Source organism: Sorangium sp. So ce1014 (genome assembly GCF_051521505.1).
Classification (GTDB): Bacteria; Myxococcota_A; Polyangia; order Polyangiales; family Polyangiaceae; genus Sorangium.
Genome location: NZ_CP150356.1, coordinates 650,782 through 675,123, shown reverse-complemented (window position 1 = coordinate 675,123; position 24,342 = coordinate 650,782). Strand labels below are relative to the sequence as shown.

Here is a 24,342-nt window from a genome sequence, read left to right as displayed (position 1 = left end):
CCATGGGGTGCGCTCGATGGATGAGAGCAGAGCTCGGCTCGGTGCGCGAGCCCCGTGAGCATCCCGGCCAACGCCGGTTGACTCCCGAGACCCCGCTCGACCCGATGCGCTGCTACGTGTGGAGGTGAAGGCTGACCCCGGGTAGGCGCGCACGCCACGTCCGGCGCTGCTCGCCAGGCCGGCAAGCTCGAGGCTGTAAGAGGAAAGCCGCCCCCGGATTGGTGGGTATCCGGGGGACGGACGGCGCGCCCGGAGGCGGGGGTCGACCCCGCCCTGGGCGCGCCGGCGGCCGTTACTCCTCGTTCACCGCCGTGAGCGTCTCCTCGGGACGCGGCCGCGGGGCGACGTACGGCGCCTGCACCACCGGCTCGCCCTCGACCACGACCTGGAGACGCTTGTAGGCGGGCAGCCCCGTCCCGGCCGGGATCAGGCGGCCCATGATGACGTTCTCCTTGAGACCGCGGAGATCGTCCGTCTTGCCGTTGATCGCGGCCTCGGTGAGCACCTTGGTCGTCTCCTGGAACGACGAGGCGCTGATGAACGACTCGGTCGACAGGCTGGCCTTGGTGATGCCGAGGAGGAGCGCCTCGGCGATGGCGGGCTTGCCGCCGCGCTCGAGGACGGTCTCGTTCTCCTTCTCGAAGATGTGCTTCTCCACCTGCTCGTCGACCAGGAAGTTCGTATCGCCGACCTCGCGCACGCGGACCCGCCGGAGCATCTGCCGGACGATGACCTCGATGTGCTTGTCGTTGATGCCGACGCCCTGGAGCCGGTAGACCTGCTGGATCTCGTTCACGAGCCAGGCCGACAGCTCCTTCTCGCCCTTCACCCGGAGGATGTCGTGCGGGTTCGGCGGACCGTCCTGGAGCGGGTCACCCGCGCGCACCCGGTCGCCCGGCTGCACCTGGATGTGCTTGCCCTTGGGGATCAGGTACTCGCGCGCCTGATCGCCGAGCGCATGCCCGTCCGGCGAGTACGGCGTGATGATGACCTTCCGCTTGCCCTTCGTGTCCTTGCCGAACGTGACCTCGCCGTCGATCTCGCTGATGATCGCGTGATCCTTGGGCTTTCTGGCCTCGAACAGCTCGGCGACGCGGGGCAGACCGCCGGTGATGTCCTGCACCTTCGTCGTGTCGCGCGGGATCTTCGCGATGACCTCGCCGGCCTCGATGAGATCCCCCTCCTGCGCGACGATGTGCGCGCCGACGGGGAGCAGGTAGCGCGCCTCGAGCTCGCTGTTCGGCAGCTTCAGCGTCCTGCCGGTCTCGGGGTCCTTCAGCGAGATGCGCGGGCGGACGTCGGCCGCCTTCGACTCGATGACGACCTTTCGCGAGAGGCCCGTCACCTCGTCGAGGCGATCCTGCACGCTGACGCCCTCGATGAGGTCGCCGAACTTCACCACGCCGGAGACCTCGGTGAGGATCGGCGTCGCGAACTGGTCCCACTCGGCGAGCAGCTCGCCGGCCTTGGTGCGCTCGCCGTCGGCCTTCTTGAGGATGGCGCCGTAGACGAGGCGGTTGTGCTCGCGCTCGCGCCCCGTCTCGTCGACGACCACGATCTCGCCGTGGCGGTTCATGACCACCATGGTGCCGTCCTTCTTCTTCTGGACGACCGCGCGGCGGAGGCGGACCGTGCCCTCGGTGCGGGCCTCGAGGTAGCTCGCCTCGATCTTGCCGCGCGCCGCGGTGCCGCCGATGTGGAAGGTGCGCATCGTGAGCTGCGTGCCCGGCTCGCCGATCGACTGGGCGGCGATGATGCCCACCGCCTCGCCGATGTTGACCCGGTAGCCGCGCGCGAGGTCGCGGCCGTAGCAGAGCGCGCACACCCCGCGGCGGAGCTGGCACGTGAGCACCGACCGGATGACGACCTCCTCGATGCCGGCGTCCTCGATGGACCGCACCGCAGCCTCGTCGAGCTCGGTGTTCGCGGTGATGAGCACCTCGCCGGTGAGCGGGTCGACGACGTCCTCCAGCGCGACGCGGCCGAGGATGCGGTCGCCGAGCGGCTGGATGACCTCGCCGGCCTCCTCGAGCTTCGCCACGCGGATGCCGTCGAGCGTGCCGCAGTCGAACTCGGAGATGACCGCGTCCTGCGCCACGTCGACGAGCCGCCGGGTGAGGTAACCCGAGTTCGCCGTCTTGAGCGCGGTGTCGGCGAGGCCCTTGCGCGCGCCGTGCGTCGAGATGAAGTACTGGAGCACGCTGAGACCCTCGCGGAAGTTCGCGGTGATCGGCGTCTCGATGATCTCGCCGGACGGCTTGGCCATCAGGCCGCGCATCGCGGCCAGCTGCCGGATCTGCTGCGTGGAGCCGCGCGCGCCGGAGTCGGCCATGATGTAGATCGGGTTGAAGCTCGGCTCGATCGAGGACTTGCCCGTCTCGTGATCGACGATCGTCTCCTTGCCGATGCCGGCCATCATCTCGGTCGTGACCTGGTCGGCGATGCTCGCCCAGATATCGACGATCTTGTTGTACCGCTCGCCGTCGGTGATGAGCCCCTCCTGGTACTGCTCGACGACGCGCTCGACCTCCTTCTGGGCCTCGCCCAGGAGGACCTTCTTGGCCGCCGGGATCACCATGTGATCCATGCAGATCGAGATGCCCGCCCGCATCGCGTGGTCGAAGCCGAGCGTGCGGAGCCGGTCCGCGAGGAGGACGGTCTCCTTGTTGCGGTGGATGCGGTAGCAGACGTCGATGAGCGCCGAGAGCGCCTTCTTGTCGAGGGTCTTGTTCGCGTACTCGAACGCGACCCCCTTCGGGAGGACCTCGGAGATGATGACGCGGCCCACCGTGGTCTCGACGATGCGGCGCTTCACGTGGCCGAACTCGTCGAGCTGCGGATTCCCGTCGTCGTCGATGATCGGCACCCGGACGCGGACGCCGGCGTGCAGCGCGACCTCGCCGTTGTCGTAGGCCATCCGCACCTCCTCGGGGGAGGCGTAGATGCCCCGGAGGTAGCCCTGCGCCACGCCGTCCTCGCCGAAGGAGAGGGTGTCCGCGCGGTACGACCCCTTCTCGAACTTGCGCTCGCGGGTCGCATAGTAGAGCCCGAGCACGATGTCCTGGGTCGGGTTGATGATCGGCTTGCCGCTCGCGGGCGAGAGGATGTTGTTCGTGCTCATCATGAGCACGCGCGCCTCCATCTGCGCCTCGACCGACAGCGGCACGTGGACCGCCATCTGGTCGCCGTCGAAGTCGGCGTTGAACGCCGCGCAGACCAGCGGGTGCAGCTGGATCGCCTTGCCCTCGATGAGGACCGGCTCGAACGCCTGGATGCCGAGGCGGTGGAGCGTCGGGGCGCGGTTCAGGAGCACCGGGTGCTCGCTGATGACCTCCTCGAGGATGTCCCAGACCTCCGGGCGCTCCTTCTCCACCATCTTCTTCGCGCTCTTGATGGTGTTGACGTAGCCGCGCTCTTCCAGCTTGTTGTAGATGAACGGCTTGAAGAGCTCGAGCGCCATCTTCTTGGGCAGACCGCACTGGTGCAGGCGCAGCGTCGGGCCGACGACGATGACCGAGCGGCCCGAGTAGTCGACGCGCTTGCCGAGCAGGTTCTGGCGGAACCGGCCCTGCTTGCCCTTCAGCATGTCGGAGAGCGACTTGAGCGGGCGCTTGTTCGGGCCGGTGATCGTCTTGCCGCGGCGGCCGTTGTCGAACAGGGCGTCGACCGCCTCCTGCAGCATCCGGCGCTCGTTCCGGATGATGATCTCCGGCGCGTTCAGCTCGAGGAGCCGCTTCAGGCGGTTGTTGCGGTTGATGACGCGGCGGTAGAGGTCGTTGAGATCGCTGGTCGCGAAGCGGCCGCCGTCCAGGGGCACGAGCGGGCGCAGATCCGGCGGGAGCACCGGGATCACGGTCAGCATCATCCACTCCGGCCGATTGCCGCTCTCGCGGAAGGCCTCGACGACCTTGAGCCGCTTCGCCAGCTTCTTCCGCTTGGCCTCGCTGGTCGCCGCGCGCATCTCGGACCTGAGCAGCTCGGCAAGGCCGTGGACGTCGACCTGCTTGAGCATCTCGAGGACCGCCTCGCCGCCCATCCCGGCGCTGAACTTGTCGTCACCGTACTCGTCGAGCAGCTGCAGATAGCGCTCCTCGCTCAGGAGATCGCCCCTCATGAGGCCGGTCTCCTTCGGATCGATGACGATGTAGGCCTCGCAATAGAGCACCTTCTCCAGGTCCTTGAGCGTGATGTCGAGCATGTTGCCGATGCGCGACGGCAGGCTCTTCAGGAACCAGATGTGGGCGACCGGCGTGGCCAGCGAGATGTGCCCGAGCCGCTCGCGGCGGACCTTCGACTGGATGACCTCGACGCCGCACTTCTCGCACACGATGCCACGGTGCTTCATGCGCTTGTACTTGCCGCAATTGCACTCGTAGTCCTTCACCGGCCCGAAGATCTTGGCGCAGAACAGACCATCTCGCTCCGGCTTGAACGTCCGGTAGTTGATGGTCTCCGGCTTCTTCACCTCGCCGTGGGACCACTCGCGGATCTTCTCCGGGCTCGCGAGCGAGATGCGGATGGCGCTGAACGACAGCGGGTCTTTGGGCTTCTCGAAGAAGCTGAAGATGTCACGCATGGAGACCTCCGGAAACGAAACCGATGAACCTGTCCGCGCCCACCGTGTCGGCGTTCGGGAGCGCGCCGCCCGCGCGACGCGCCTCCCTCGCCATCACCGACCCGGCGCGCGGCGCTCGTGACGTGACGAACTGCATCACTCCTCTTCCTCCGCGGCCGAGGCCTCCACGCCTCCGGTCGACTCGACAAGCTCGACGTTCAGGCACAGCGACTGGAGCTCCTTGATGAGCACGTTGAAGCTCTCCGGCAGCCCCGCCTCCAGGGTGTAGTCCCCCTTCACGATGGCCTCGTACATCCGGGTGCGGCCCATCACGTCGTCGCTCTTCACGGTGAGGAACTCCTGCAGCGCGTAGGCCGCGCCGTAGGCCTCCATCGCCCAGACCTCCATCTCGCCGAGCCGCTGCCCGCCGAACTGCGCCTTGCCGCCGAGGGGCTGCTGCGTGACGAGGGAGTAGGGCCCGATCGAGCGCGCGTGGATCTTGTCGTCGACCAGGTGGTGGAGCTTCAGCATGTACATGATGCCCACCGTGACGTTCTGATCGAACGCCTCGCCCGTGCGCCCGTCGAAGAGGATCGCCTGGCCTGAGGTCGGGAGATCCGCGGTATCGAGAGCGCCCTTGATATCCGACTCGTGAGCGCCGTCGAACACCGGCGATCCCATGAACACGCCCTCGTCGACCGTCTTGACGAAGCGCTTGACGTCGCCGTCGTCGAGGTCATCGAAGAAGCCGTCCATCGACTCGTCGCCCGCATAGATGGCCTTCAGGTGCGCCTTGATCTCGGTGGTCGCCCGCTGCTGCTCGACCATGCGCTGCAGCTGGTTGCCGAGCTCGAAGGCGCCCCACCCGAGGTGGATCTCGAGGATCTGACCGACGTTCATGCGGCTCGGCACGCCGAGCGGGTTGAGCACGAGATCGACCGGCCTGCCGTCCTGCAGATACGGCATGTCCTCCTCGGGGAGGATGCGGCTGATGACACCCTTGTTGCCGTGACGGCCCGCCATCTTGTCGCCGACCTGGAGCTTGCGCTTGATGGCGATATAGACCTTCACCATCTTGATGACGCCCGGCGGCAGCTCGTCGCCCTTGGAGAGGCGATCGATCTTGTCGCGGAAGTGCTCCTCGCGCGTGCGGACGAGCTCCTCGAGGTCGCGCAGGATCTGCTGGACCCGCTCGGCGTCATCGACAGGGATCTCGCCCCAGTACTTGCGGGGGATCTCGGCGAGCGAGGCCTCGTCGATGATGGAGCCCTTCTGGAAGAGCACCTTGCCCTTGTCGTCGACGAGCTTGCCCGACGCCTCCCTGCCGACCAGGAGCTCGCGGATGCGGCGGAAGAACGAGTCGCGGAGGATCTTGATCTCCTCGTCGCGCGTCCGCTCGATCCTGGCGCGCTCCTGGTCCTCGATGTCCCGCGCGCGGTCGTCCTTCTCGGTCCCCTTGCGCGAGAACACGCGGGCGTTGATGACGATCCCGCCGACCCCGGGCGGCACCTTGAGCGAGCTGTCGCGGACGTCGCCCGCCTTCTCGCCGAAGATCGCCCGGAGCAGCTTCTCCTCGGGCGAGAGCTGGGTCTCGCCCTTCGGGGTGATCTTGCCGACCAGGATGTCGCCGGGACGCACCTCGGCCCCGATGCGGACGATGCCGGAGTCGTCGAGGTCCTTGAGCGCCTCCTCGCCGACGTTCGGGATGTCGCGGGTGATCTCCTCCTTGCCGAGCTTCGTGTCGCGGGCGACGCACTCGAACTCCTCGATGTGGATCGAGGTGAACACGTCGTCCTTGGCGATGCGCTCGGACACCAGGATGGAGTCCTCGAAGTTGTAGCCCTGCCACGGCATGAACGCGACGAGCACGTTCTGGCCGAGCGCGAGCTCGCCCATGTCCGTGGACGGGCCGTCGGCGAGCACGTCGCCCTTCTTCACCACCTCGCCCGTCCTGACGACCGGCTTCTGCGTGTAGCAGGTCGACTGGTTCGAGCGCTGGAACTTCATGAGGTGGTAGATATCGGGCACCTCGGCGCCCTCGCCCTCGGCCCGGACGACGATGCGCGTCGCGTCGACGCTCTCGACGACCCCGGGGCGCCGCGCGATGACGCAGACGCCGGAGTCGCGGGCGAGCCGCTCCTCCATGCCGGTGCCCACGAGCGGCGCGTGCGACTGGACCAGCGGCACGGCCTGGCGCTGCATGTTGGCGCCCATGAGCGCGCGGTTCGCGTCGTCGTGCTCGAGGAAGGGCACGAGCGCGGCGGCGACCGACACCATCTGGTTCGGCGCGACGTCCATCAGCTCCACCATCTCGGGCGTGACGATCTTGAACTCGCCGTTGTAGCGGGCCGAGACGAGCGACTCCTTGAAGCGCCCGCTCTCGTCGAGGTTCACGGTCGCCTGCGCGATGTACTTGCCCTCCTCCTCGAGCGCGGAGAACCAGATCACGTCCTCGGTCACGCGGCCGTTCTCGACCTTGCGGTACGGCGTCTCGACGAAGCCGAACTCGTTCACGCGGGCGAACGTCGACAGCGACGCGATGAGGCCGATGTTCGGCCCTTCGGGCGTCTCGATCGGGCAGATGCGGCCGTAGTGGGTCGCGTGGACGTCGCGCACCTCGAACCCGGCCCGCTCGCGCGTGAGGCCGCCCGGCCCGAGCGCCGAGAGGCGGCGCTTGTGGGTGACCTCGGAGAGCGGGTTGGTCTGGTCCATGAACTGCGAGAGCTGCGAGCTCCCGAAGTACTCCTTCACGACCGCGCTGACCGGCTTCGCGTTGATCAGATCGTGGGGCATGAGCGTGTCGATCTCCTGCGACATGCTCATGCGCTCCTTGATCGCGCGCTCCATGCGGACGAGGCCGATGCGATACTGGTTCTCCATCAGCTCGCCGACCGCGCGCACGCGGCGGTTGCCGAGGTGGTCGATGTCGTCGACCGAGCCGCGCCCGTTCTTCAGCTCGATCAGGTGCCGCACCGTCTCCAGGATGTCCTGCGGCGTGAGCACGGTGAGGTCGAGCCCCGGCCGCTCGTCCTCGGGGACGTCACGGTAGAACTTGTAGTTCAGCTTCAGCCGGCCGACCTTCGACAGGTCGTAGCGCTCGGCGTTGAAGAACAGGTTGTGGAACAGGGTCTTGGCGGTCTCGAGCGTCGGCGGATCCCCCGGACGCAGCCGCCGGTAGATCTCGAGGATCGAGTCCTCCATCGTCTTCACCTTGTCGGTGAGCAGCGTGTCGCGCAGGTACGATCCCACGTTCAGGCCGTCGATGAAGAGGATGCGGAACTGCTCGATGTTCGCGTCGCGCAGCCGCTCGAGCTTCGCCTCGGTGAGCTCCTCGTTCACCTCGACCACGACCTCGCCCGTCTCCGGGTCGACGATGTCGTGCGCCGCGACCTTCCCGACGAGCTCCTCCGGCTCGAGGCTGAGCCGCTCGAGCTTCGCCTCCTTCATCTTCCGGATGGCGGCGCGGGTGAACTTGGTGTTCTTCTTGACGATGACATCGCTGCCGATCTTGATGTCGCGCGTCGTCCGCTGGCCGGCCAGGAGGTCGTACTCGATGCTCTTCGAGTACTTGCCCCCCTGCTCGAGATACACGGTCTCGGTCGAGTAGAAGTAGTTGAGCAGGTCCTGCGTCGAGTACCCGAGCGCGCGCAGCAGCACGGTCGCGTGCATCTTCCGCCGGCGGTCGATGCGAACGTAGATGATGTCCTTCGGGTCGAACTCGAAGTCGAGCCACGAGCCGCGGTACGGGATGACGCGCGCGGAATAGAGCAGCTTGCCGCTCGAGTGCGTCTTGCCCTTGTCGTGGTCGAAGAAGACGCCGGGGCTGCGGTGCAGCTGGCTGACGACGACGCGCTCGGTCCCGTTGATGATGAACGTGCCCGTCTCGGTCATCAGCGGGAGCTCGCCGAAGTAGACCTCCTGCTCCTTGATGTCGCGGACGATCCGCTCCCCGCCGTCGCGGGTGTCGTAGATCATCAGCTGGTTCGTGACCTTGATCGGCGCCGAGTAGGTCATGCCGCGCTGGCGGCACTCATCGACGTCGTACTTCGGCGGCTCGAGGTTGTACGAGACGAAGACGAGCTCGCTCGTGCCGTTGAAGTCTTTGATCGGGAAAACCGAGCGGAACACCGCCTGCAGCCCGATCTCCTCCCGCTCGTTCGGCGGAACGCTCATCTGGAGGAATTTGTCGTAGCTCGACTTCTGGATGTCGATCAGGTTGGGGACGTCGATGATGCGACGAACGCGACCCAGGTTCTTACGGACGCGGAAGTTGGATTGGACGACCGACGGCATCGATTTCCTCCGGCTCACACGAGCCGTGCGGGGCGGGCGCACGACTCGAACCGAGCAACGAACACGAAGCTACGCACCAATGGCGAGCGAGCGTCCCCAGGGTGTGAGGACCCAAAACATCTTGGCTGTGGGGGCAGAGCGGACCGCGTGGCGACCCATTGAGCTCCGGCATTGGTCGAGGACCCGCACCCGCGGTCCTCGTCAGAATTGACCGAGGACCCGTAGCCGCGGTCCTCTACAGCAGCGTTGCGCAAGGACCCGCACCCGCGGTCCCTTTCTTCAGACAAAAGCGGGACGTGCGGCAGGGACGATCGCCCTGCCGCCGTCCTCCGGCGGATCCCGATTTCCCCTGGCAGGGAACGGTGATCGTTACTTGAGCTCGACCGTAGCACCTGCCTCGACGAGCTTCTTCTTCATCTCCTCCGCGTCCGCCTTGGAAACCTGCTCCTTGACGGTCTTCGGCGCGGCCTCGACCAGGTCCTTCGCCTCCTTCAGGCCCAGACCGGTGATCTCGCGGATCGCCTTGATGACGCCGATCTTGTTGCTGCCGGCGCTCGCAAGGATGACGTCGAACTCGGTCTGCTCCGGGGGCTTCTCGGCCGGAGCGGCGGTCGAGGGGCCGGCGGCCACGGCGACAGCCGCGGGGGCAGCCTTGACGCCCCACTTGTTCTCGAGGTCCTTGATGAGCTCGGCGATCTGGATGACAGGGAGGTTGGAGAGGTAATCGACGACCTGCTCGCGCGTGATCTCAGCCATTGCAAGACTCCTTCAAACTCTTCTGCGCGCCCCGGGGAGGGGGCGATGTAAACCAAAACCAGACGGGCGCAAGGCCCATTTGTTACGAAAGCGCCCTCTCAGGCCGACGTACCCGCCGCGTCTTCCTTCGCCTTCAGGAGATAGGCGAAATTCTGGAGAGGCGCGTTGAGCTGCTGTACGAACTGCTGGAGCGGCGCCTGGAGCGTCGCGAGCAGCGTGGCACGGAGCTCATCCTTGCCGGGCATCGTCGCGAGCTGCGTCTCGACGGCGTCGCCCGAGAGGATCTGCCCCTCGATGAGCCCCGCCTTGATCTGGAGCTTCTGGTTGTCCTTGCGGAACGCCTTGACGACCTTGGCTGCCGCGCTCGGATCCTCGTAGCTCCAGGCCACGCCGGTCATGCCGGTCAGGCTCTTCGCCAGCGTGTTCGCCCAGGGATGCTCCTTGACGGCGTGGCGGACGAGCGAGTTCTTCACGACCCGGTACTCGACGCCGGACTTCCGGAATTCATCGCGAAGCTTGGTGACCGCCTCGACGTTCATTCCCTTGAAATCCAGGAAGACCGCGGAAGACATCCGCTCGAATTTCTGCCGGACTGAGCCGACAACCGCTTCCTTCTGGGACCGTTCCATGGGCTACGCCTCCTCTGCCTTGCCGACGAAGTGGACCGGGTCAATGCGAACCCCCGGGCCCATCGTCGAGGACATCGTGATGCTCCGGAGGTAGATGCCCTTGGCTGTCGCCGGCTTGGCCCGGACGAGCGCCTGGATCAGCGCGTCTGCGTTGACCTGGAGCGCGTCCTCCGCGAAGGAGACCTTGCCGATCCGAGCGTGGACGATGCCCGCCTTCTCGACGCGGTACTCGACCTTGCCGGCCTTGGCCTCCGAGATGGCCGTCTTCACGTCAAACGTCACCGTCCCCACCTTGGGGTTCGGCATCAGGCCGCGCGGACCGAGGATACGGCCGAGCTTGCCCACCAGGCCCATCATGTCGGGCGTCGCGATCACGCGGTCAAAGTCCATGAAGCCTTCCTGGACCTTGTTCACGAGATCCGCCTCGCCGACGAAGTCGGCTCCGGCAGCCTCGGCCTCCCTGGCCTTCTCACCCTTCGCAAACACAAGCACACGGAGCGACTGCCCCGTGCCATGGGGGAGCACCACGGCGCCGCGGACCATCTGGTCTGCGTGCCGCGGGTTGACCCCCAGCCGGACCGCAACGTCCACCGTCTCGTCGAACTTGGCGGGCGCGGCTTGCTTCACGAGCGCGCACGCCTCCTGCAATGTGTACTTTCGCGCGCGATCGACGAATGTTCGCGCTGCGAGTTTCTTCTTGGCGACTTTCGGCATATGCCCTCCTTCGTAACGGCTCTCGCCTCCCACGGTGCGCCTAAAACTACCGTGGTAAGTCTTCTCTCAGTCCGCCGGAGCGCCCTCGATCGGAGCGCCGCCAGGGCGGCACGCATCCCCGACGGCGGGGAGCGCTGCGACCCACCTCAGTCGACGATGTCGATGCCCATCGAGCGGGCGGTGCCCGTCATGCTGCGCATCGCGGCGTCGAGGTTGGTCGTGTTCATGTCCTGCATCTTGAGCTGGGCAAGCTCCTGCACCTGCTGCTGCGTCACCTTGCCCACCTTGACCTTGTTGGGTTCCTTGGAACCCGCGCCCGGCTTCTTCTTTGTCTCGAGCCCCGCCGCCTTCTTCAGGAGCACGGAGGCCGGCGGCGTCTTCATGATGAACGTGAACGAGCGGTCCGAGTAGACCGTGATCACCACCGGGATGATCATGTCTCCCTGTGTTGCCGTCCGCGAGTTGAAGTCCTTGCAGAACGCCATGATGTTGACGCCGTGCTGGCCGAGCGCCGGACCGACGGGGGGCGACGGGTTGGCCTTGCCCGCCGGAAGCTGCAGCTTCACGTACCCAGTGATTTTCTTCGCCATGATGAATCTCGCACCCTATCGAACCGCCGCCCGACGGGCGGTCTACTATTCAGAGAAACAGCGATGCACCGCGGAGACGCGGTCCTCGCCCGCAGGTTTGCAGCCGTTCGCCCCCGACTAGCGCTTCTCCACGGCGGAGAAGTCGAGCTCCACGCTGGTGGGTCGGCCGAAGATGCTGACCTTCACCTTGAGCTTCTGCTTGTCCATCTTCACGTCGTCGACCGTGCCGGTGAAGTTCGCGAAGGCCCCATCCAGGACCCGCACTTCCTCACCCACCTCGAACGTGAGCCGGGGCTTCGGCTTGACTGCCCCCTCGACGATCCCCCGCCGCAGGCTGTCGATCTGTACCAGCGGGACTTCCTGCGGCGCCTGGTTGCCGATGAAGCCGGTCACCTTGGGCGTGTCCTTGACCAGGTGCCAGACCTGCTCGTTCATCTCCATCTCGACGAAGATGTAGCCGGGCAAGCTGAGCTTTTGACGAACGCGCGTCTTGCCGCCAGGACGGTTCTCCGTGACCGTCTCGCTCGGGATGAGGATCTCGCCGAACCGATCTTCCAGTCCGTATTGCTTCACGCGCTGCTGGAGCGCGTCGCGCACCTTCGCCTCGTATCCCGAGTAGGTATGGATGACGTACCACTTCTTGGCCATGGCGCTTGATTCCCTCAGGGTCTCCCTGCTTCAGCTTCCATCGCCGTAAACGATGTTGGTCACGAATGCCCAGAAGCGGTCGAGCAGCGCCAGATAGAGGGTCGCCACGGTGGTCGTGGCGATGACGACGAACGTCGAGTTCGTCACCTCTTTCTTGGTCGGCCACTTCACCTTCGCCAGCTCGGAGGCAACCTCGTCGCTCCAGGTGCGGAGCTCCGCGTTGCGGAACATTCGCAGCACGACGATGAGCGCGATGACGCCGCCGACGACCATGCCGTAGGTCACCTTGTCGTCGTCACCCACCGCGGAGACCGCCGGCAGCGCCCGGCTGAACCAGTCCTTGTTGGAGAGGGTCGCCCAGACGCCGTGGACGATCTTGCCGAGGAGGTAAGCGAGCAGCATCCCGGCGGCGAAGAAGCCGGCGAGCACATAGCGCTCCGTCCCGAGCTGGGTGGCCGCGATCTCTTCCTCGGCCTCCTCGGGCTCACCGACGCGGAGCGCCTCGGCATCTTCGTCGTCAGCGGCCGCCGGCTCTTCGCCCTGCGTCACGAGGGACGACGCTTCGGTGGGCTCGGCCGATCCAGATTCGTCCGGCTCCCCATCCTCCGCGACCTTCGGCGTTTGCTTGTCTTTTTGACCCTTCGCCATAACCACACCAAACGCGCCGGCCCGCGGCAGACAGAAGCCTGCTCGATGGGGCTTCGGAGGCGCCCCCTGGGCGCCCACATTCCCCGGCAGGGGCAGAGAGGCTCGAACTCCCGACCTGCGGATTTGGAATCCGCTGCTCTACCAACTGAGCTATACCCCTAGAATCGCTGCGCCTTCCTGAGCACCCGTTCACTTGGTTTCGTTGTGAACCGTGTGCTTCTTGCACTGCTTGCAGAACTTCTTGAGCGAAATCACCTGATCAGGCGCCTTCGTGGTCTTGTAGTTCCGCGACTTGCACTCGCAGCAGGCCAGTGAGACGGCGATGCGCGCCGCACGCCACCCACCGGCCTGCTCGCTCATGTCCGTCTCCTACGCGAGGATCTTGGTGACGACGCCGGCGCCCACCGTCTTGCCGCCCTCGCGGATGGCGAAGCGCATCTGCTCCTCCAGCGCGACCGGGGCGATGAGCTCGATCGTCATCGTGATGTTGTCGCCCGGCATCACCATCTTCACCCCCTCGGGGAGGTTCACCGTGCCGGTCACGTCCGTCGTCCGGATGTAGAACTGCGGCCGGTAGTTGGTGAAGAACGGCGTGTGGCGCCCGCCCTCCTCTTTCTTGAGGACGTACACCTCACCGGTGAACTTCGTGTGCGGCGTGATCGACCCGGGCTTCGCGAGCACCTGGCCGCGCTCGATCTCTTCCTTCTCCACGCCGCGGAGCAGACATCCGACGTTGTCGCCCGCCTGCCCCTGGTCGAGCAGCTTCCGGAACATCTCGACGCCGGTGACGATCGACTTCTTCGTGTCCTTGAAGCCGATGATCTGCACCTCGTCGCCGACCTTGATGATGCCGCGCTCGATGCGGCCCGTGGCCACGGTGCCGCGGCCCTTGATCGAGAACACGTCCTCGATCGCCATCAGGAACGGCTTGTCGATGTCGCGCACCGGCTCGGGGATGTAGGTGTCCAGCGCGCCGAGCAGCTGCTGGATCGTCTCCTCCCACTTGGGGTCGCCCTGCAGCGCCGGCAGCGACGCGCCCCGGATGACCGGCGCGTTGTCGCCGTCGAACTTGTACTTCGACAGGAGCTCGCGGACCTCCATCTCGACGAGGTCCAGCATCTCCGGGTCGTCCACGGCGTCGCACTTGTTGAGGAACACGACGATGTGGTTCAGGCCGACCTGCCGGGCGAGCAGCACGTGCTCGCGCGTCTGCGGCATCACGCTGTCGAGCGCCGACACGACGAGGATCGCCCCGTCCATCTGCGCCGCGCCGGTGATCATGTTCTTGATGTAGTCGGCGTGTCCGGGGCAGTCGACGTGCGCGTAGTGGCGATTCACCGACTCGTACTCGACGTGCGCCGCCGCGATGGTCACCGTCTTGGTGTCGTCACGGACCGTCCCGCCCTTCGCGATGTCGGCGTACGAGATCGCCTTCGCCAGGTTGCGCTTCGACTGCACCTTGACGAGCGCGGCCGTGAGCGTGGTCTTGCCGTGGTCGATGTGGCCGATGGTGCCCACGTTCACGTGCGGCTTCGTACGACTGAATTTCTCCTTGGCCATCGAGATGTCTCCTGCCGAAATGAAGTTCGCGGCTGCGTTGCGCTGTCCTCGCTGGAGCCCACCATCGGGATCGAACCGACGACCTCGTCCTTACCAAGGACGTGCTCTGCCAACTGAGCTAGGTGGGCAAACGACCGACCACGGAGCGGGCGACCGGGTTCGAACCGGCGACGTTCAGCTTGGAAGGCTGACGCTCTACCAACTGAGCTACGCCCGCGAGCGGGGGGTTCCACCGGGAGCGACCCCGGCGGAGCTACATCTTGGTCGGACCGCTATCGGAGCGAAAGCTCACTCCGGTGGAGGGTGATGGATTCGAACCATCGTAGGCATTGCCGGCAGATTTACAGTCTGCTCCCTTTGGCCGCTCGGGCAACCCTCCAGATTATCTCTGTATTTCGAGCTTACCGCTCCCTGTCTCTCCCGTGACCTCCCGAACCGTCTACCTGCTGCCTTGCATCGGAGCTGGCGAGGGGACTTGAACCCCTAACCCCCTGCTTACAAGGCAGGTGCTCTACCGATTGAGCCACGCCAGCGACATCGACCCGCTGCCCGTCCCCGGGGGCTCCCGGAGGCGAGCGTGCTGACCTAGCGAAATGTCCCAAGACCGATCACTTCTGTGCGAGCAATCAACTCCCGGTCCTGCTGGACCGCCTGCCTGCGCGGCCCGGGAGTTAAGTGTCCCGGCCAGGCTGGACCGTAGCGAGGTGAAGGTGCTGGTGCCGTTCACGTCGTTCCGAAGGTAGACGAGTCCCGCGAAGGGAGGAGGCTCTTAGCCCCCTGCAAGAGACGTGTCAAGCGGTGTGCATCGTTTTCGTCCGTTTCGCTGGAACCGGCTGCGAGAGCGCGGGGCAAGCGCGCCATCGAGCTGCGGCGGGCCGGAGCTCCCGCTTCGTCCGGCAGCGCCGATCTCGCTCGAGTGCCGACCGTTTTCAAGGTGGACGTCGAGCTGAGCGCACCCGCACAACGCGCGAGGCGGCGCGGCGCGGGTGCGCGTGGGGGCCCGAGCTCGCCGTCGTCGCACGCCGCGCGACGCGCACGCGCTCACGGGGGAAGCCGTGGCAGCACCTCGGGCGCGCAAGAGCTCCCTTGCGCTCGGCGCGCCGCTGCTGCGATCCTGCCCGGCGCACGTTCGCTCGGGCGCGCAGCGAAGCAGCGCCGGGCGGCCGTGGCATCTCGTCATGCTTCGGGGGTAGAGGTTCGATCGCATGGACTGTCCCGCTTGCCATCAGCCAAACATCGATGGGGCGCGCTTCTGCGCCACGTGCGGCGCGCTCCTCCCTGTCGCGCCGGTGGAGGCAGATCCGCTCATCGGCACGATCGTGGGGGGCCGGTTCCGGATCGTCGGGGTGCTCGGCGAGGGCGGGATGGGCCGCGTCTACGACGGCGAGCAGCCGATGGGGACGTCGGTGCGGAAGGTCGCCATCAAGACGCTCCTCTCGCAGCACGCGAAGGATCCGCAGGTGGTCGCGCGCTTCATGCGGGAGTGCGGCACGGTCAGCGAGCTCGAGCACCCGAACACGATCAAGGTCTACGACTTCGGGCAGACGAACACCGGGGAGCTCTACATCGCGATGGAGCTCCTCACCGGGCAGTCGCTGGAGACGGCGCTCGAGCGGGGCGGCGCGCTCTCGCCCGAGCGGGTCGATCGCATCGTCGCGCAGGCGTGCGGGTCGCTCCAGGAGGCCCACGAGAAGGGGATCGTCCACCGCGACCTGAAGCCCGCCAACCTCTTCCTGACCAGGCGCGCCGGCGAGGAGGACTACGTCAAGGTCCTCGACTTCGGCATCGCGAAGCGCGACGAGCGCAGCGCCAGGGCCGAGCAGAAGCTGACGCAGCAGGGCACGGTGCTCGGCACGCCGCCGTACATGAGCCCCGAGCAGTTCACGGGCAAGGAGCTCGACGCGAGGAGCGACATCTACTCGCTCGGCGTGCTGACCTACGAGATGCTCACCGGGCGCTTGCCCTTCGACGCCGATACGCCGTGGGCGTGGGCGACGCAGCACATGACGGCGCAGCCGTTCCCGTTCGAGGCCGTGCCCATGGGCGCCGCGGCGCCGGCGAAGATGAAGGCGGCGGTCATGAGGGCCCTCAGCAAGAACCGCGAGGACCGCCAGCAGTCGGCCCGGGAGTTCTACGAGGACCTCACGATCGGCGCGGGGCCCCGCCTCTCGGTGCTCGCGACGGCGCCCCGCACCCACGTCGGGCTCGAGGCCCCGACCAGCGGGACCGCGCTGATGCCGTCGCGCTCGGGTCAGACGCAGATGGGCGAGCCGCTGTTCGTCGCGGGACCGTCCACGGGACCGAGCAAGACCGTCGTCAACCATCACCATCACGGCGCCGCCACCGTCATGGACCAGGCGGCGATGCCGGGAGGCGCCGTGCCGGCGCACCCGCCCGTGAACACGGGCAGCGGCCAGGTGTTCCCCGCGCCGCCGCCGCCGGCGCAGAAGAACAAGACAGCCCCGATCCTCGCCGCGGTCGCGGCCGTCGCGGTGCTCGGCGTCGTGGGCATCGTCATGATGACGAAGGGGGACAGCGGGAGCGCGACCGAGGAGAGCACATCGACCGCCATCCCCCCGCCCTCGGGCACGCCGCCCGTCACCGTCACGTCGGACCCGATCGTGGCCCTGCCGACGAGCGAGCCCTCCACCCCAGAGCCCCCGTCCGAGCAGGCCGGTCAGGTCAAGGCGCCCCCTGACACTCCGAAGAGCACACCGACCGCGACCACGGGGCCCAAGACCCCGCCCGCCGGCAACGAGAAGGCCGAGCAGGAGTGCAGGGCCGCGATCAACCTGGCGAACGGCGGCAACACGGATCTCGCGGTGAAGCGCTTCGCGGGCTGCGACGGCTCCAGGAAGGCCGAGGCCAGGGCCGCGATCGGCGCGAGCGCCAAGCGAGCCGTCGCCTCCAAGGGGTGCGCGGCCAAGTCCCACGCCGTGGCTGCCGCGCGCATCGGGGCAGGCGAGGCGATGTCCCAGTTGCCGTCAAAATGTCAGTGACAACGGAACTAAGTCGGTGAACGTGACGTGGCGTCTGGGACGGCTGTGAGCGATCGGGCGCAACGTCGGACGGGTCCGGACTGTTCCAGGCTTGCCTTGACGCCCGATTTTGACCGGTGCTAGATCCTGCCCTGATGGTTCTGAAAGTTCAGTGAACGCCACGATCTGACTTAGTAGGTCGGCGCTTGACTTTGGAACATGGGGGAGAAGGTCGCTCACGGGAAATGGGCAGTAAGATTCGTTTGGCCGCGCCTCGAATGACGTGGCGAGACATATGTCGCTCTGAAGAGTTTGCTGGGCGATGGATCGCCCTTGACAATGTAAAATACGCGCAAGGCTGTTCCCAGCCGGCCGAGGCCGACGTCGTGGACGCCGACGATGACCTGGCCGATTTATGCGCGAGGATGCGCGAGGCCGACCGCACGGCCTGTGCGATCCTCTTCGTCGAGCAGGAGGCCGGGGTACCCGCGCGGGTCCAGCGCCTGCCGCAGCTCTGGCGCCGCGTCGCACATCACTGATCCGCCCGAACAACCTCATCGTTCCAGCCATCCGACGTAGCGAGCGCTCTCCGGGGCAACACAGCTGGCCAGGTGTTACTGGCCAGCTCAGCTCCTGGAGCTCGCAGCCGTGGGTTTCGTGCGCGCGCCCGCTCCCTCGTTGGCGGGTCGCGCCCGCCCGGCCACCTGGAGCTGCGCCGGTGACGTCCGGCTGCGGGACGACGTCGGGCTACTTCAGGATCGGCTTCAGCAGCGTCTTGCCGTCCTTGACGACGACATCGTAGTCGACCGACTTGGCCGGGTTCGTCGCGCGTAGCTTCGCGGCCTGTGCGCGGAGGCTCTCGGCCAGGCGTTCGTAGGTGACGCCGGCCGTCGACTCCCGCGCGGCGCGCTTGGTCTCGACGTACTTCGCGTAGATCTGGCGCAGACGCTGCTCCGGGAGCTCATCGTCGCGCGCGGCAGGCCGCTGCGGGGGCGGCCCGGGCCGCGGGCGCTTCGCGACGTCGAGGCCGGCGCGCGCTGCGTCCGGCGGGCGCGAGGACGCGTGCGGCGCCGCGTGCCGAGCTCCGCCTGCCGTGCCGGTGTCCGCTGCAGGCGGCGCGGTGGAGCGACGGCGCCGGCTCGGCGGAGGACGCTCCGAGTGCACGCGCTCTTGCCGCCTCGCCCCAGCAGCCGCAGCGCCGGGAACCACCGCCGCGGTGGCTGCCGGCGCCGCGGCTGCCGGCGCTGCGGCTGCCGGCGCTGCGGCTGCCGGCGCTGCGGCTGCCGGCGCTGTGGCTGCCGGCGCTGCGGCTGCCGGCGCTGTGGCAGGGCTCCGCGGAGGTTTGATGGGAAGCGGAGGCGGCGGTCGCCTCGGTAGAGGGGACGGCGGCTCAGATGCGACGTCCGTCAAGGCCCCCGGCGGCCCGCCGGCGACCGCCGCCGCATCGCCGTTCTTGGCGCTCTGCGAGCGCTGAGCACGCATCTCCGCCGCGAGCTCGGCCAGTCGCTGACCTCTGGCGCCCGCCGCCGCAGGCTGGTTCCGGTCGGCGGTGGGGCGCGCGGCTGTCCTGGTCCCCGCTCCAGATGCCTCGGTCGACTTTGCCTCCGCCGGCTTGACCTCCGGCGGCTTCTGCTGAGGCCTGGTCAGGCCGAGCCCCCGGGGCAACCCGCCCAGCGGCGCAGGCTTCACGGCCGCCGCCGCCTGCGGCGTGGCGGGCGGCACGAGCGCGAGGCGCACCTGTGGACCGGCGGGCGCCGCGCTCGACGCCTCCGGCACGGTCGACGGCACGACGGCCTCGCGCGACAGGGCCTCCTCGGCGGCCAGCGCGGCCAGCGGCTGCTTTCGCGCCGCCGGCGCGGCGGGCAGAGGCGGGGGCGCCAGCGTGACCGCCTCGTCGTCGACGTCGATCTCCTCGTCGCCGTCGTCGCGGCGCGCCGCCTCGTGCGCTGCCGTCTGCTGCTCGGCGAGCTCCGCGTAGCGCTCCGCCCGCTTCCGGCCGACGATCGTGAGCGCCTCCTTCGTTCCGACCCGCTTCGCTGCGCGGATGACGTCGCGACGGTACGTCCCGTTCTCGATCTCGCGCGAGATGCGGCCCCAGTACTGCTGGAACGTGTTGTAGCGCTGGATCAGCATCTGGAACTTGAACCGGAGCCCGGTGTTCCTGATCTGCTCGCGCCGCATCACCCAGATGCGGCGCTCGACGTCCTTGCGCGGGATGAGCGGCTCGAGCCGCTCGATCCCCATGAAGTACTGCTCATACAGCGCGCGCAGCCGCTCGATGCGCGTCTCCAGCTCCCCAAGCTCCCGTTCGACCTCGCTCGATTCCATCGCGGCTAGAGGGGCGTGATGCGCAGGTTGTCGAAGCAGACCGGCGCATCCCATTCGTTGAAGCCCAGGTGCTCGTGCCCCGGGCCGGTGAGCGGCGCGGGATCGTTGAGCTCCAAGTACTCGACACCGTCGACCGACCAGGCGAGCGTCCTGCCGTCGTGACGCTCGATCCGGAAGCGATACGGCTGCCCCGGCGCGACCGGGCGCGCGCGCTCGTCATCGCTCTCCGGATCCACGTCGATCTCCAGGCGGTCTGCGCCGTGCTCATCGAGACGGGCGAGAACGTGCTTCGTGTTCTTCCATCCGCCGAGGATCACGAGGTAGCTCGTCGCGTTCGTGTAGCTCGCCGCCGTCGCTCCGCTCCGTCCATCGCCCCAGAGCTCCACCTTGAGATCGCCGTCGGGAGCCTCGGCGATGGCGTCGAACTCGATCCGGGCGTTCTCCGGCAGCGGGCGCTTCAACCACACGCCGCGATTCCTCGCGCCGCGGACGCAGAGACGCCCCTCCTCGATCTTCCACTTGGGGCTGAGCGCGTTCCAGTCGGAGCCGAGCGTTGACCGGTTGAAATCGTCCTCGAACACGCCCGCACGCTGCACCCCCTGAACGCCCCCCGCGGTCGACGCGGACGCCGACGTCGCGACCGTCCCGGCTGGCCGCGTGCTCGTGTCACCGGTGGCCGGCCCCTCGGGGACGCACGACGCGCTCACGAGCAGCCCAGGCACGGCGAAGACGCTGACGGTGGCACGGCCAGAGAGCACGGAATCGATGCTAGCAGCGGCGCGCGCGGACTTCGAGGCCGCTCGCGGACGCCGTCGCCGGGATGGAGGACGGAGCTGCGCCGCGCTGCCAGCCCGGGCGCATCGCGACCGCCCGATGCGGCTGGACCCGCGTCCGCGAGCGCCTTGGCTCGCCGCGTCATGCCCGAGAGACGGCGCTTGATGGTCCCCAATCGCAGGCGTAAGGAGAGGCGCCATGCATCCCATCCTGTTCCGCGTCCCGCTGCCCGTCTGGACCGTGCCCCTGCTCTGGGTCTTCCTGATCGCTGCGGGCATCGCCTTCGCGGGCGCGATCGGGCTGCTCGTCGGCAAGAACAGACCAGGCGCCGCCGCGGCGGGCATCGCGGGCGTCGCGCTCGCCGTGCTCGCGTCCCAGTTCAAGGAGCAGACCTACACCCTGGGTCCGATCCCCATCTACAGCTACGGGGTCATGCTCGGCCTCTCGCTCGTCGTCGGCTGGTACCTGACGCTCGGGCTCGCGGAGCGCGACGGCCTGCCGAAGGAGACGATGGCCAACTGCTACGTCGTCACCGCGCTCGCCGCGGTCCTCGGCTCGCGCGTGCTCTACATCCTCACGAACCTCGACGAGTTCGACTCGTTCGGCGCGATGTTCGACATCCGCCGCGGCGGGCTCGTGGCGTACGGCGGCTTCCTGGGCGGCTTCCTGGGCTCGTACCTGTTCCTGCGCTCCCATCGCCTCCCGCTGCTCCCCTGGGCCGACGTCGCCGTCCCGAGCCTCGCCTCGGGCCTCATGATCACGCGCATCGGCTGCTATCTCTTCGGCTGCGATTTCGGCCGGCCGCTCGGCGAGACGGCGCCAGCCTGGCTGAAGAAGCTCGGCACGTTCCCGCACTGGGCCGACGGCACGCTGGAGCACGGCAGCGGGTCCCCGGCGTGGGTGCAGCACGTCAAGGAGCGCGGGCTGGATCCGACCTCCGAGGCGTCGCTCGCCGTGCACCCGACGCAGATCTACGAGTCGCTCGTCGGCGCAGGGCTGCTCGCGCTCCTGCTCCTCGCGCGCCGGCGACAGAAGTTCCGCGGCGAGATCTTCCTCCTCTTCACGTTCTCCTACGGCGTCTGCCGCTATCTGCTCGAGCTCCTGCGGGACGACGCGGAGCGCGGCTCGATCCCGCCGACGCTCCCGGAGCACGTGCTGCTCCCCGCCGGCCTGGTCGTCTTCGCCGTGGGGTACACGATCGGGTTTTCCCACGTGATCCGCGACAACGTGGCGCGCAAGGTGACGCAGGCGCTCTCCTTCGTCCCCGCGGTCGCCCTGTACCTGGCCCTCAAACCCGAGACGTTCGGCGCGTCCACGTCGCTCCAGTACTCGACCTCCCAGGCGGTCGCTCTGGCGACCGGGCTCGCCGCGTCGATCGCGTTCGCGATCTACTACAAGGCCGCCCTGGACCACCCGGAGCAGGCGATGGCGCTCAACCTCCCGGAGAGCCGGACCGTCGCCGCTGACGAGGAAGACGAGGACGACGCGCCGGGCGACGGGGAGGACGAGGACGGCACGCCGAGCGAGAAGCGGGGCGCGCCGACGGAGGCCGGCGACAAGCCGTCGCGGGCCAGGCGCGGCAGCGCGAAGGACGGAGACCGGGCGACGGCCCGCGAACGCGGCGACGCTGCCGAGGCGCCCGACACCACCGGAGAGGCATAGGCTGTGAAGATCGCATTCGGAGAGGGCAAGCTCATACCGGCCGTCGTGCAGGATCGGCTGACGGGACAGGTCCGGATGCTCGCGTACATGACGCGGGAATCGCTCGCCCGGACGCTGGAGACGGGGCGCGCCACGTTCTTCAGCCGATCGCGCGGCGAGCTCTGGGAGAAGGGGGCGACGAGCGGCAACACGCTCGCCGTGACCAGCATCCACGCCGACTGCGACGGGGATGCGCTCCTGATCCTCGCCGAGCCCCACGGTCCGACGTGCCACACGGGCAGCGCGAGCTGCTTCTTCCGGCAGGTCGACGCCCGCGGCGACGGCGAGCCGGAGGCCGCCGACGAGGGCCAGGACGCGTCCGCGCTGCTCGAGTCGCTCGAGCGGGAGATCGAGGCGCGCAAGGCGTCGTCGGCGACGAAGAGCTACAGCCGGAAGCTGCTCGACGGCGGCGCGCCGCTCATCGGCGCGAAGCTGCGCGAGGAGGCCGGCGAGCTCGCGCAGGCGATCGCCGGGGAGAGCGACGAGCGCGTCGCGTCGGAAGCGGCGGACGTCATCTACCACCTGCTGGTCGGCCTCGCGTCGCGCGGCATCCCGCTGCGCGCCGTCCTCGCCGCGCTCGCGTCGCGCATGGGCACGAGCGGCCTCGTCGAGAAGGCGCTGCGGGCGCGGAAGGACCAGGCGGGAGCGCCGTGATGCGCCGGCCGTCGCCGCCTCAGCGCGGCGACGGCCCGGGCGGAGGCATGCCCCCCACGCATCGCGCGACACACTCGTCGAGCTGCCGGGAGCGGCCGGACAGCACGTCGTCACAGGTCGCTGTCGCATAGCACGCGTACGTGCATCGAGACGGCCCCGCGCACGGGGCGGGCTCGAACAGCCCCCCCGCACAGTCCCGTACCCTCTGCGCGCCCCGCTCGCAGAGGGGGCCCAGGAGGGGCACCCTGACGCCGCACGTCGCGAGCGCGTCCTTCTCTGTCTCGCAGCGCGTGGGCTCGGCAGCGTTCCTGTCGCCCATGCACTCGATGTCCGCGTCCACGCAGCGCATGAAGGCGTCTGCCGCTTCCGGGCAGCCCCTCCGCTCGGCGCTCTGAACAGCGTCCTCCACGTCGTCCACGCACTCTTCGTACTCCGAAGCGCTGCACTGCCAGCAGTCGCAGAGCCCACCGTCGCCGCTGCTCCGCGGCGCGCCCTCCGCGCCGGCGAGGGATGGGCTATCCTGGACGCGTGAGCCCGTTCCGTGAGCCGCCCGGCGTCGAGCTCGGCCCGCTGGAGGTTGGCCTTGGGCGCGCGGCGCGGCGAGCCATGGTGGGCCTCATCCCGAGCGGCGGAAGGCTCATCGCGCCCGACGGCTACGCCCGGCTCATCCAGGGCGAACGCGGCTCCTGGCGCGACCGTTCGCATGCGGCAGGCACGCTGGGCTCGCTGGGGCTCTTGCTCGTGGCCGCCTGCGCCTTCGTCGCGGCGACCGGCGGCTGGAAGCTGCACGGCGTTGAGGCGACCGCCGCGACCGTGGCGCTCGTGATCGCGGGAGGGCTCTCGCTGGCCGCGGTGCTGCGCGCCCTCGATGCGCCGCGCGAGCGGCTCACCGTGCGCGGCGCCGTGGTCGGCACGACGGCGAGGCGCGCGCTCCGCAGAGCATTGCGCCTCGCGCGCCACGCGGCGCGCGCGCCGGAGCGGTTCGGCCCTCGCCACGTCACCGCGCTGCGCAGGACACTCTCCATGCTCGCGGATCCGCTCATCGCCGACTGGATCCCCGCCGACGTGCGCGGCCGCGGGGAGCTCCTCCTGGCCCGCGCCATCGCCGCGAGCGCCGGCGCGCGCTGGACGCGCGACGTCACCGTCCGGACCGAGGTCCGGACGCTGCTGCTCGCAGCGGCCGATCACCTGATCGAGCCGACACCGGCCCGGCTGGACCTGCTCGTGCTGACGGAGCACACCGATGCCGCCCCGACCTCGCGCGAGCCACCGCGGCAGCAGCACGAGCCTGCGGGGGCACGGATGCGCCGCGGGACGCCGTCGCGCCATGCCCCTCCGGACGCCGTCGCCGAGGACGCCGCGCCGGTGGTCGAGCTCGACGCGGCCGATCCCGCCGGAGAAGGAGTCGATCGTGTTACGGTGCGTCTCTGAACGGTGCGCCGTTGAACGATGCGCCGTCGAAGGGCGCGTCGCTGAAGTCGCAGGAGGCTCCGGCGGTGTCGCAGGGATCCTGT

The 24,342-nt window shown here is 68.3% G+C and carries 18 protein-coding genes and 5 tRNA genes; 5 read left to right on the top strand and 18 right to left on the bottom strand.

Annotated elements, in window-relative coordinates; all coding sequences use genetic code 11:
• Nucleotides 1-292 precede the first annotated feature (292 nt).
• The 15 genes from rpoC to WME75_RS02560 form a co-directional block, all read right to left on the bottom strand.
• Complete coding sequence (gene rpoC / locus WME75_RS02630) at nucleotides 293-4,576, bottom strand: DNA-directed RNA polymerase subunit beta' (RefSeq protein ID WP_437486079.1); 4,284 nt, start codon at nucleotides 4,574-4,576, stop codon at nucleotides 293-295.
• Nucleotides 4,577-4,711: 135 nt separating this feature from the next.
• Nucleotides 4,712-8,848, bottom strand: a complete 4,137-nt coding sequence (gene rpoB / locus WME75_RS02625; RefSeq protein WP_437486077.1) for a DNA-directed RNA polymerase subunit beta — start codon at nucleotides 8,846-8,848, stop codon at nucleotides 4,712-4,714.
• 369 nt (nucleotides 8,849-9,217) lie between these two features.
• Nucleotides 9,218-9,604 (bottom strand): 50S ribosomal protein L7/L12, encoded by a 387-nt coding sequence (rplL, locus tag WME75_RS02620; protein WP_437486075.1) that lies wholly within the window; start codon nucleotides 9,602-9,604, stop codon nucleotides 9,218-9,220.
• 98 nt (nucleotides 9,605-9,702) lie between these two features.
• Nucleotides 9,703-10,233 carry a 50S ribosomal protein L10 gene (rplJ, locus tag WME75_RS02615; protein WP_437486073.1) on the bottom strand — a complete coding sequence of 177 codons (531 nt, stop codon included), beginning with the start codon at nucleotides 10,231-10,233 and terminating at the stop codon, nucleotides 9,703-9,705.
• 3 nt (nucleotides 10,234-10,236) lie between these two features.
• Entirely contained in the window at nucleotides 10,237-10,947 is a 711-nt protein-coding gene (rplA, locus tag WME75_RS02610; protein ID WP_437486071.1) for a 50S ribosomal protein L1, read from the bottom strand.
• Between the two features lie 146 nt (nucleotides 10,948-11,093).
• Nucleotides 11,094-11,537 (bottom strand): 50S ribosomal protein L11, encoded by a 444-nt coding sequence (rplK, locus tag WME75_RS02605; protein ID WP_437486069.1) that lies wholly within the window; start codon nucleotides 11,535-11,537, stop codon nucleotides 11,094-11,096.
• Nucleotides 11,538-11,654: 117 nt separating this feature from the next.
• Nucleotides 11,655-12,185: a transcription termination/antitermination protein NusG gene (nusG, locus tag WME75_RS02600; protein WP_437486067.1), complete on the bottom strand. Its 531-nt coding sequence runs from the start codon at nucleotides 12,183-12,185 to the stop codon at nucleotides 11,655-11,657.
• A gap of 30 nt (nucleotides 12,186-12,215) precedes the next feature.
• On the bottom strand, nucleotides 12,216-12,734 hold the full coding sequence (gene secE, locus WME75_RS02595; protein ID WP_437486065.1) for a preprotein translocase subunit SecE: 519 nt from the start codon (nucleotides 12,732-12,734) through the stop codon (nucleotides 12,216-12,218).
• A 186-nt stretch (nucleotides 12,735-12,920) separates the two neighbouring features.
• A tRNA-Trp gene (locus WME75_RS02590) sits at nucleotides 12,921-12,993 on the bottom strand.
• A 29-nt stretch (nucleotides 12,994-13,022) separates the two neighbouring features.
• Complete coding sequence (rpmG, locus tag WME75_RS02585; RefSeq protein WP_437486063.1) at nucleotides 13,023-13,193, bottom strand: 50S ribosomal protein L33; 171 nt, start codon at nucleotides 13,191-13,193, stop codon at nucleotides 13,023-13,025.
• Between the two features lie 9 nt (nucleotides 13,194-13,202).
• Nucleotides 13,203-14,393, bottom strand: a complete 1,191-nt coding sequence (gene tuf / locus WME75_RS02580; RefSeq protein WP_437486061.1) for an elongation factor Tu — start codon at nucleotides 14,391-14,393, stop codon at nucleotides 13,203-13,205.
• Nucleotides 14,394-14,445: 52 nt separating this feature from the next.
• A tRNA-Thr gene (locus WME75_RS02575) sits at nucleotides 14,446-14,521 on the bottom strand.
• Between the two features lie 16 nt (nucleotides 14,522-14,537).
• Nucleotides 14,538-14,610, bottom strand: a tRNA-Gly gene (locus WME75_RS02570).
• Nucleotides 14,611-14,690: 80 nt separating this feature from the next.
• A tRNA-Tyr gene (locus tag WME75_RS02565) sits at nucleotides 14,691-14,772 on the bottom strand.
• An 81-nt stretch (nucleotides 14,773-14,853) separates the two neighbouring features.
• Nucleotides 14,854-14,926, bottom strand: a tRNA-Thr gene (locus WME75_RS02560).
• Between the two features lie 672 nt (nucleotides 14,927-15,598).
• On the opposite strand from WME75_RS02560, the gene WME75_RS02555 reads away from it, so the two are divergent.
• Both WME75_RS02555 and WME75_RS02550 read left to right on the top strand, forming a co-directional pair.
• Nucleotides 15,599-17,392: a protein kinase domain-containing protein gene (locus tag WME75_RS02555; RefSeq protein WP_437486059.1), complete on the top strand. Its 1,794-nt coding sequence runs from the start codon at nucleotides 15,599-15,601 to the stop codon at nucleotides 17,390-17,392.
• Nucleotides 17,393-17,757: 365 nt separating this feature from the next.
• Nucleotides 17,758-17,910 (top strand): hypothetical protein, encoded by a 153-nt coding sequence (locus WME75_RS02550; RefSeq protein WP_437486057.1) that lies wholly within the window; start codon nucleotides 17,758-17,760, stop codon nucleotides 17,908-17,910.
• A gap of 208 nt (nucleotides 17,911-18,118) precedes the next feature.
• On the opposite strand, the gene WME75_RS02545 is transcribed toward WME75_RS02550, so the two are convergent.
• The gene (locus tag WME75_RS02545) at nucleotides 18,119-19,699 is read right to left on the bottom strand and encodes an MXAN_5187 C-terminal domain-containing protein (RefSeq protein ID WP_437486055.1); all 1,581 of its coding nucleotides are present in this window, start codon (nucleotides 19,697-19,699) and stop codon (nucleotides 18,119-18,121) included.
• 5 nt (nucleotides 19,700-19,704) lie between these two features.
• Complete coding sequence (locus WME75_RS02540; protein WP_437486053.1) at nucleotides 19,705-20,457, bottom strand: hypothetical protein; 753 nt, start codon at nucleotides 20,455-20,457, stop codon at nucleotides 19,705-19,707.
• Between the two features lie 214 nt (nucleotides 20,458-20,671).
• On the opposite strand from WME75_RS02540, the gene WME75_RS02535 reads away from it, so the two are divergent.
• Together WME75_RS02535 and hisIE are read left to right on the top strand one after the other, a co-directional pair.
• Entirely contained in the window at nucleotides 20,672-22,135 is a 1,464-nt protein-coding gene (locus tag WME75_RS02535; protein ID WP_437486051.1) for a prolipoprotein diacylglyceryl transferase, read from the top strand.
• A gap of 3 nt (nucleotides 22,136-22,138) precedes the next feature.
• Nucleotides 22,139-22,828, top strand: coding sequence for a bifunctional phosphoribosyl-AMP cyclohydrolase/phosphoribosyl-ATP diphosphatase HisIE (hisIE, locus tag WME75_RS02530; protein WP_437486050.1), 690 nt, complete (start codon nucleotides 22,139-22,141; stop codon nucleotides 22,826-22,828).
• Nucleotides 22,829-22,847: 19 nt separating this feature from the next.
• Here hisIE and WME75_RS02525 read toward each other — a convergent pair whose 3' ends face one another.
• Nucleotides 22,848-23,237, bottom strand: coding sequence for a hypothetical protein (locus WME75_RS02525; RefSeq protein ID WP_437486048.1), 390 nt, complete (start codon nucleotides 23,235-23,237; stop codon nucleotides 22,848-22,850).
• Between the two features lie 119 nt (nucleotides 23,238-23,356).
• Here WME75_RS02525 and WME75_RS02520 point away from each other — a divergent pair, with 119 nt between their 5' ends.
• Nucleotides 23,357-24,259 carry a hypothetical protein gene (locus tag WME75_RS02520; RefSeq protein WP_437486046.1) on the top strand — a complete coding sequence of 301 codons (903 nt, stop codon included), beginning with the start codon at nucleotides 23,357-23,359 and terminating at the stop codon, nucleotides 24,257-24,259.
• Nucleotides 24,260-24,342: the final 83 nt, after the last annotated feature.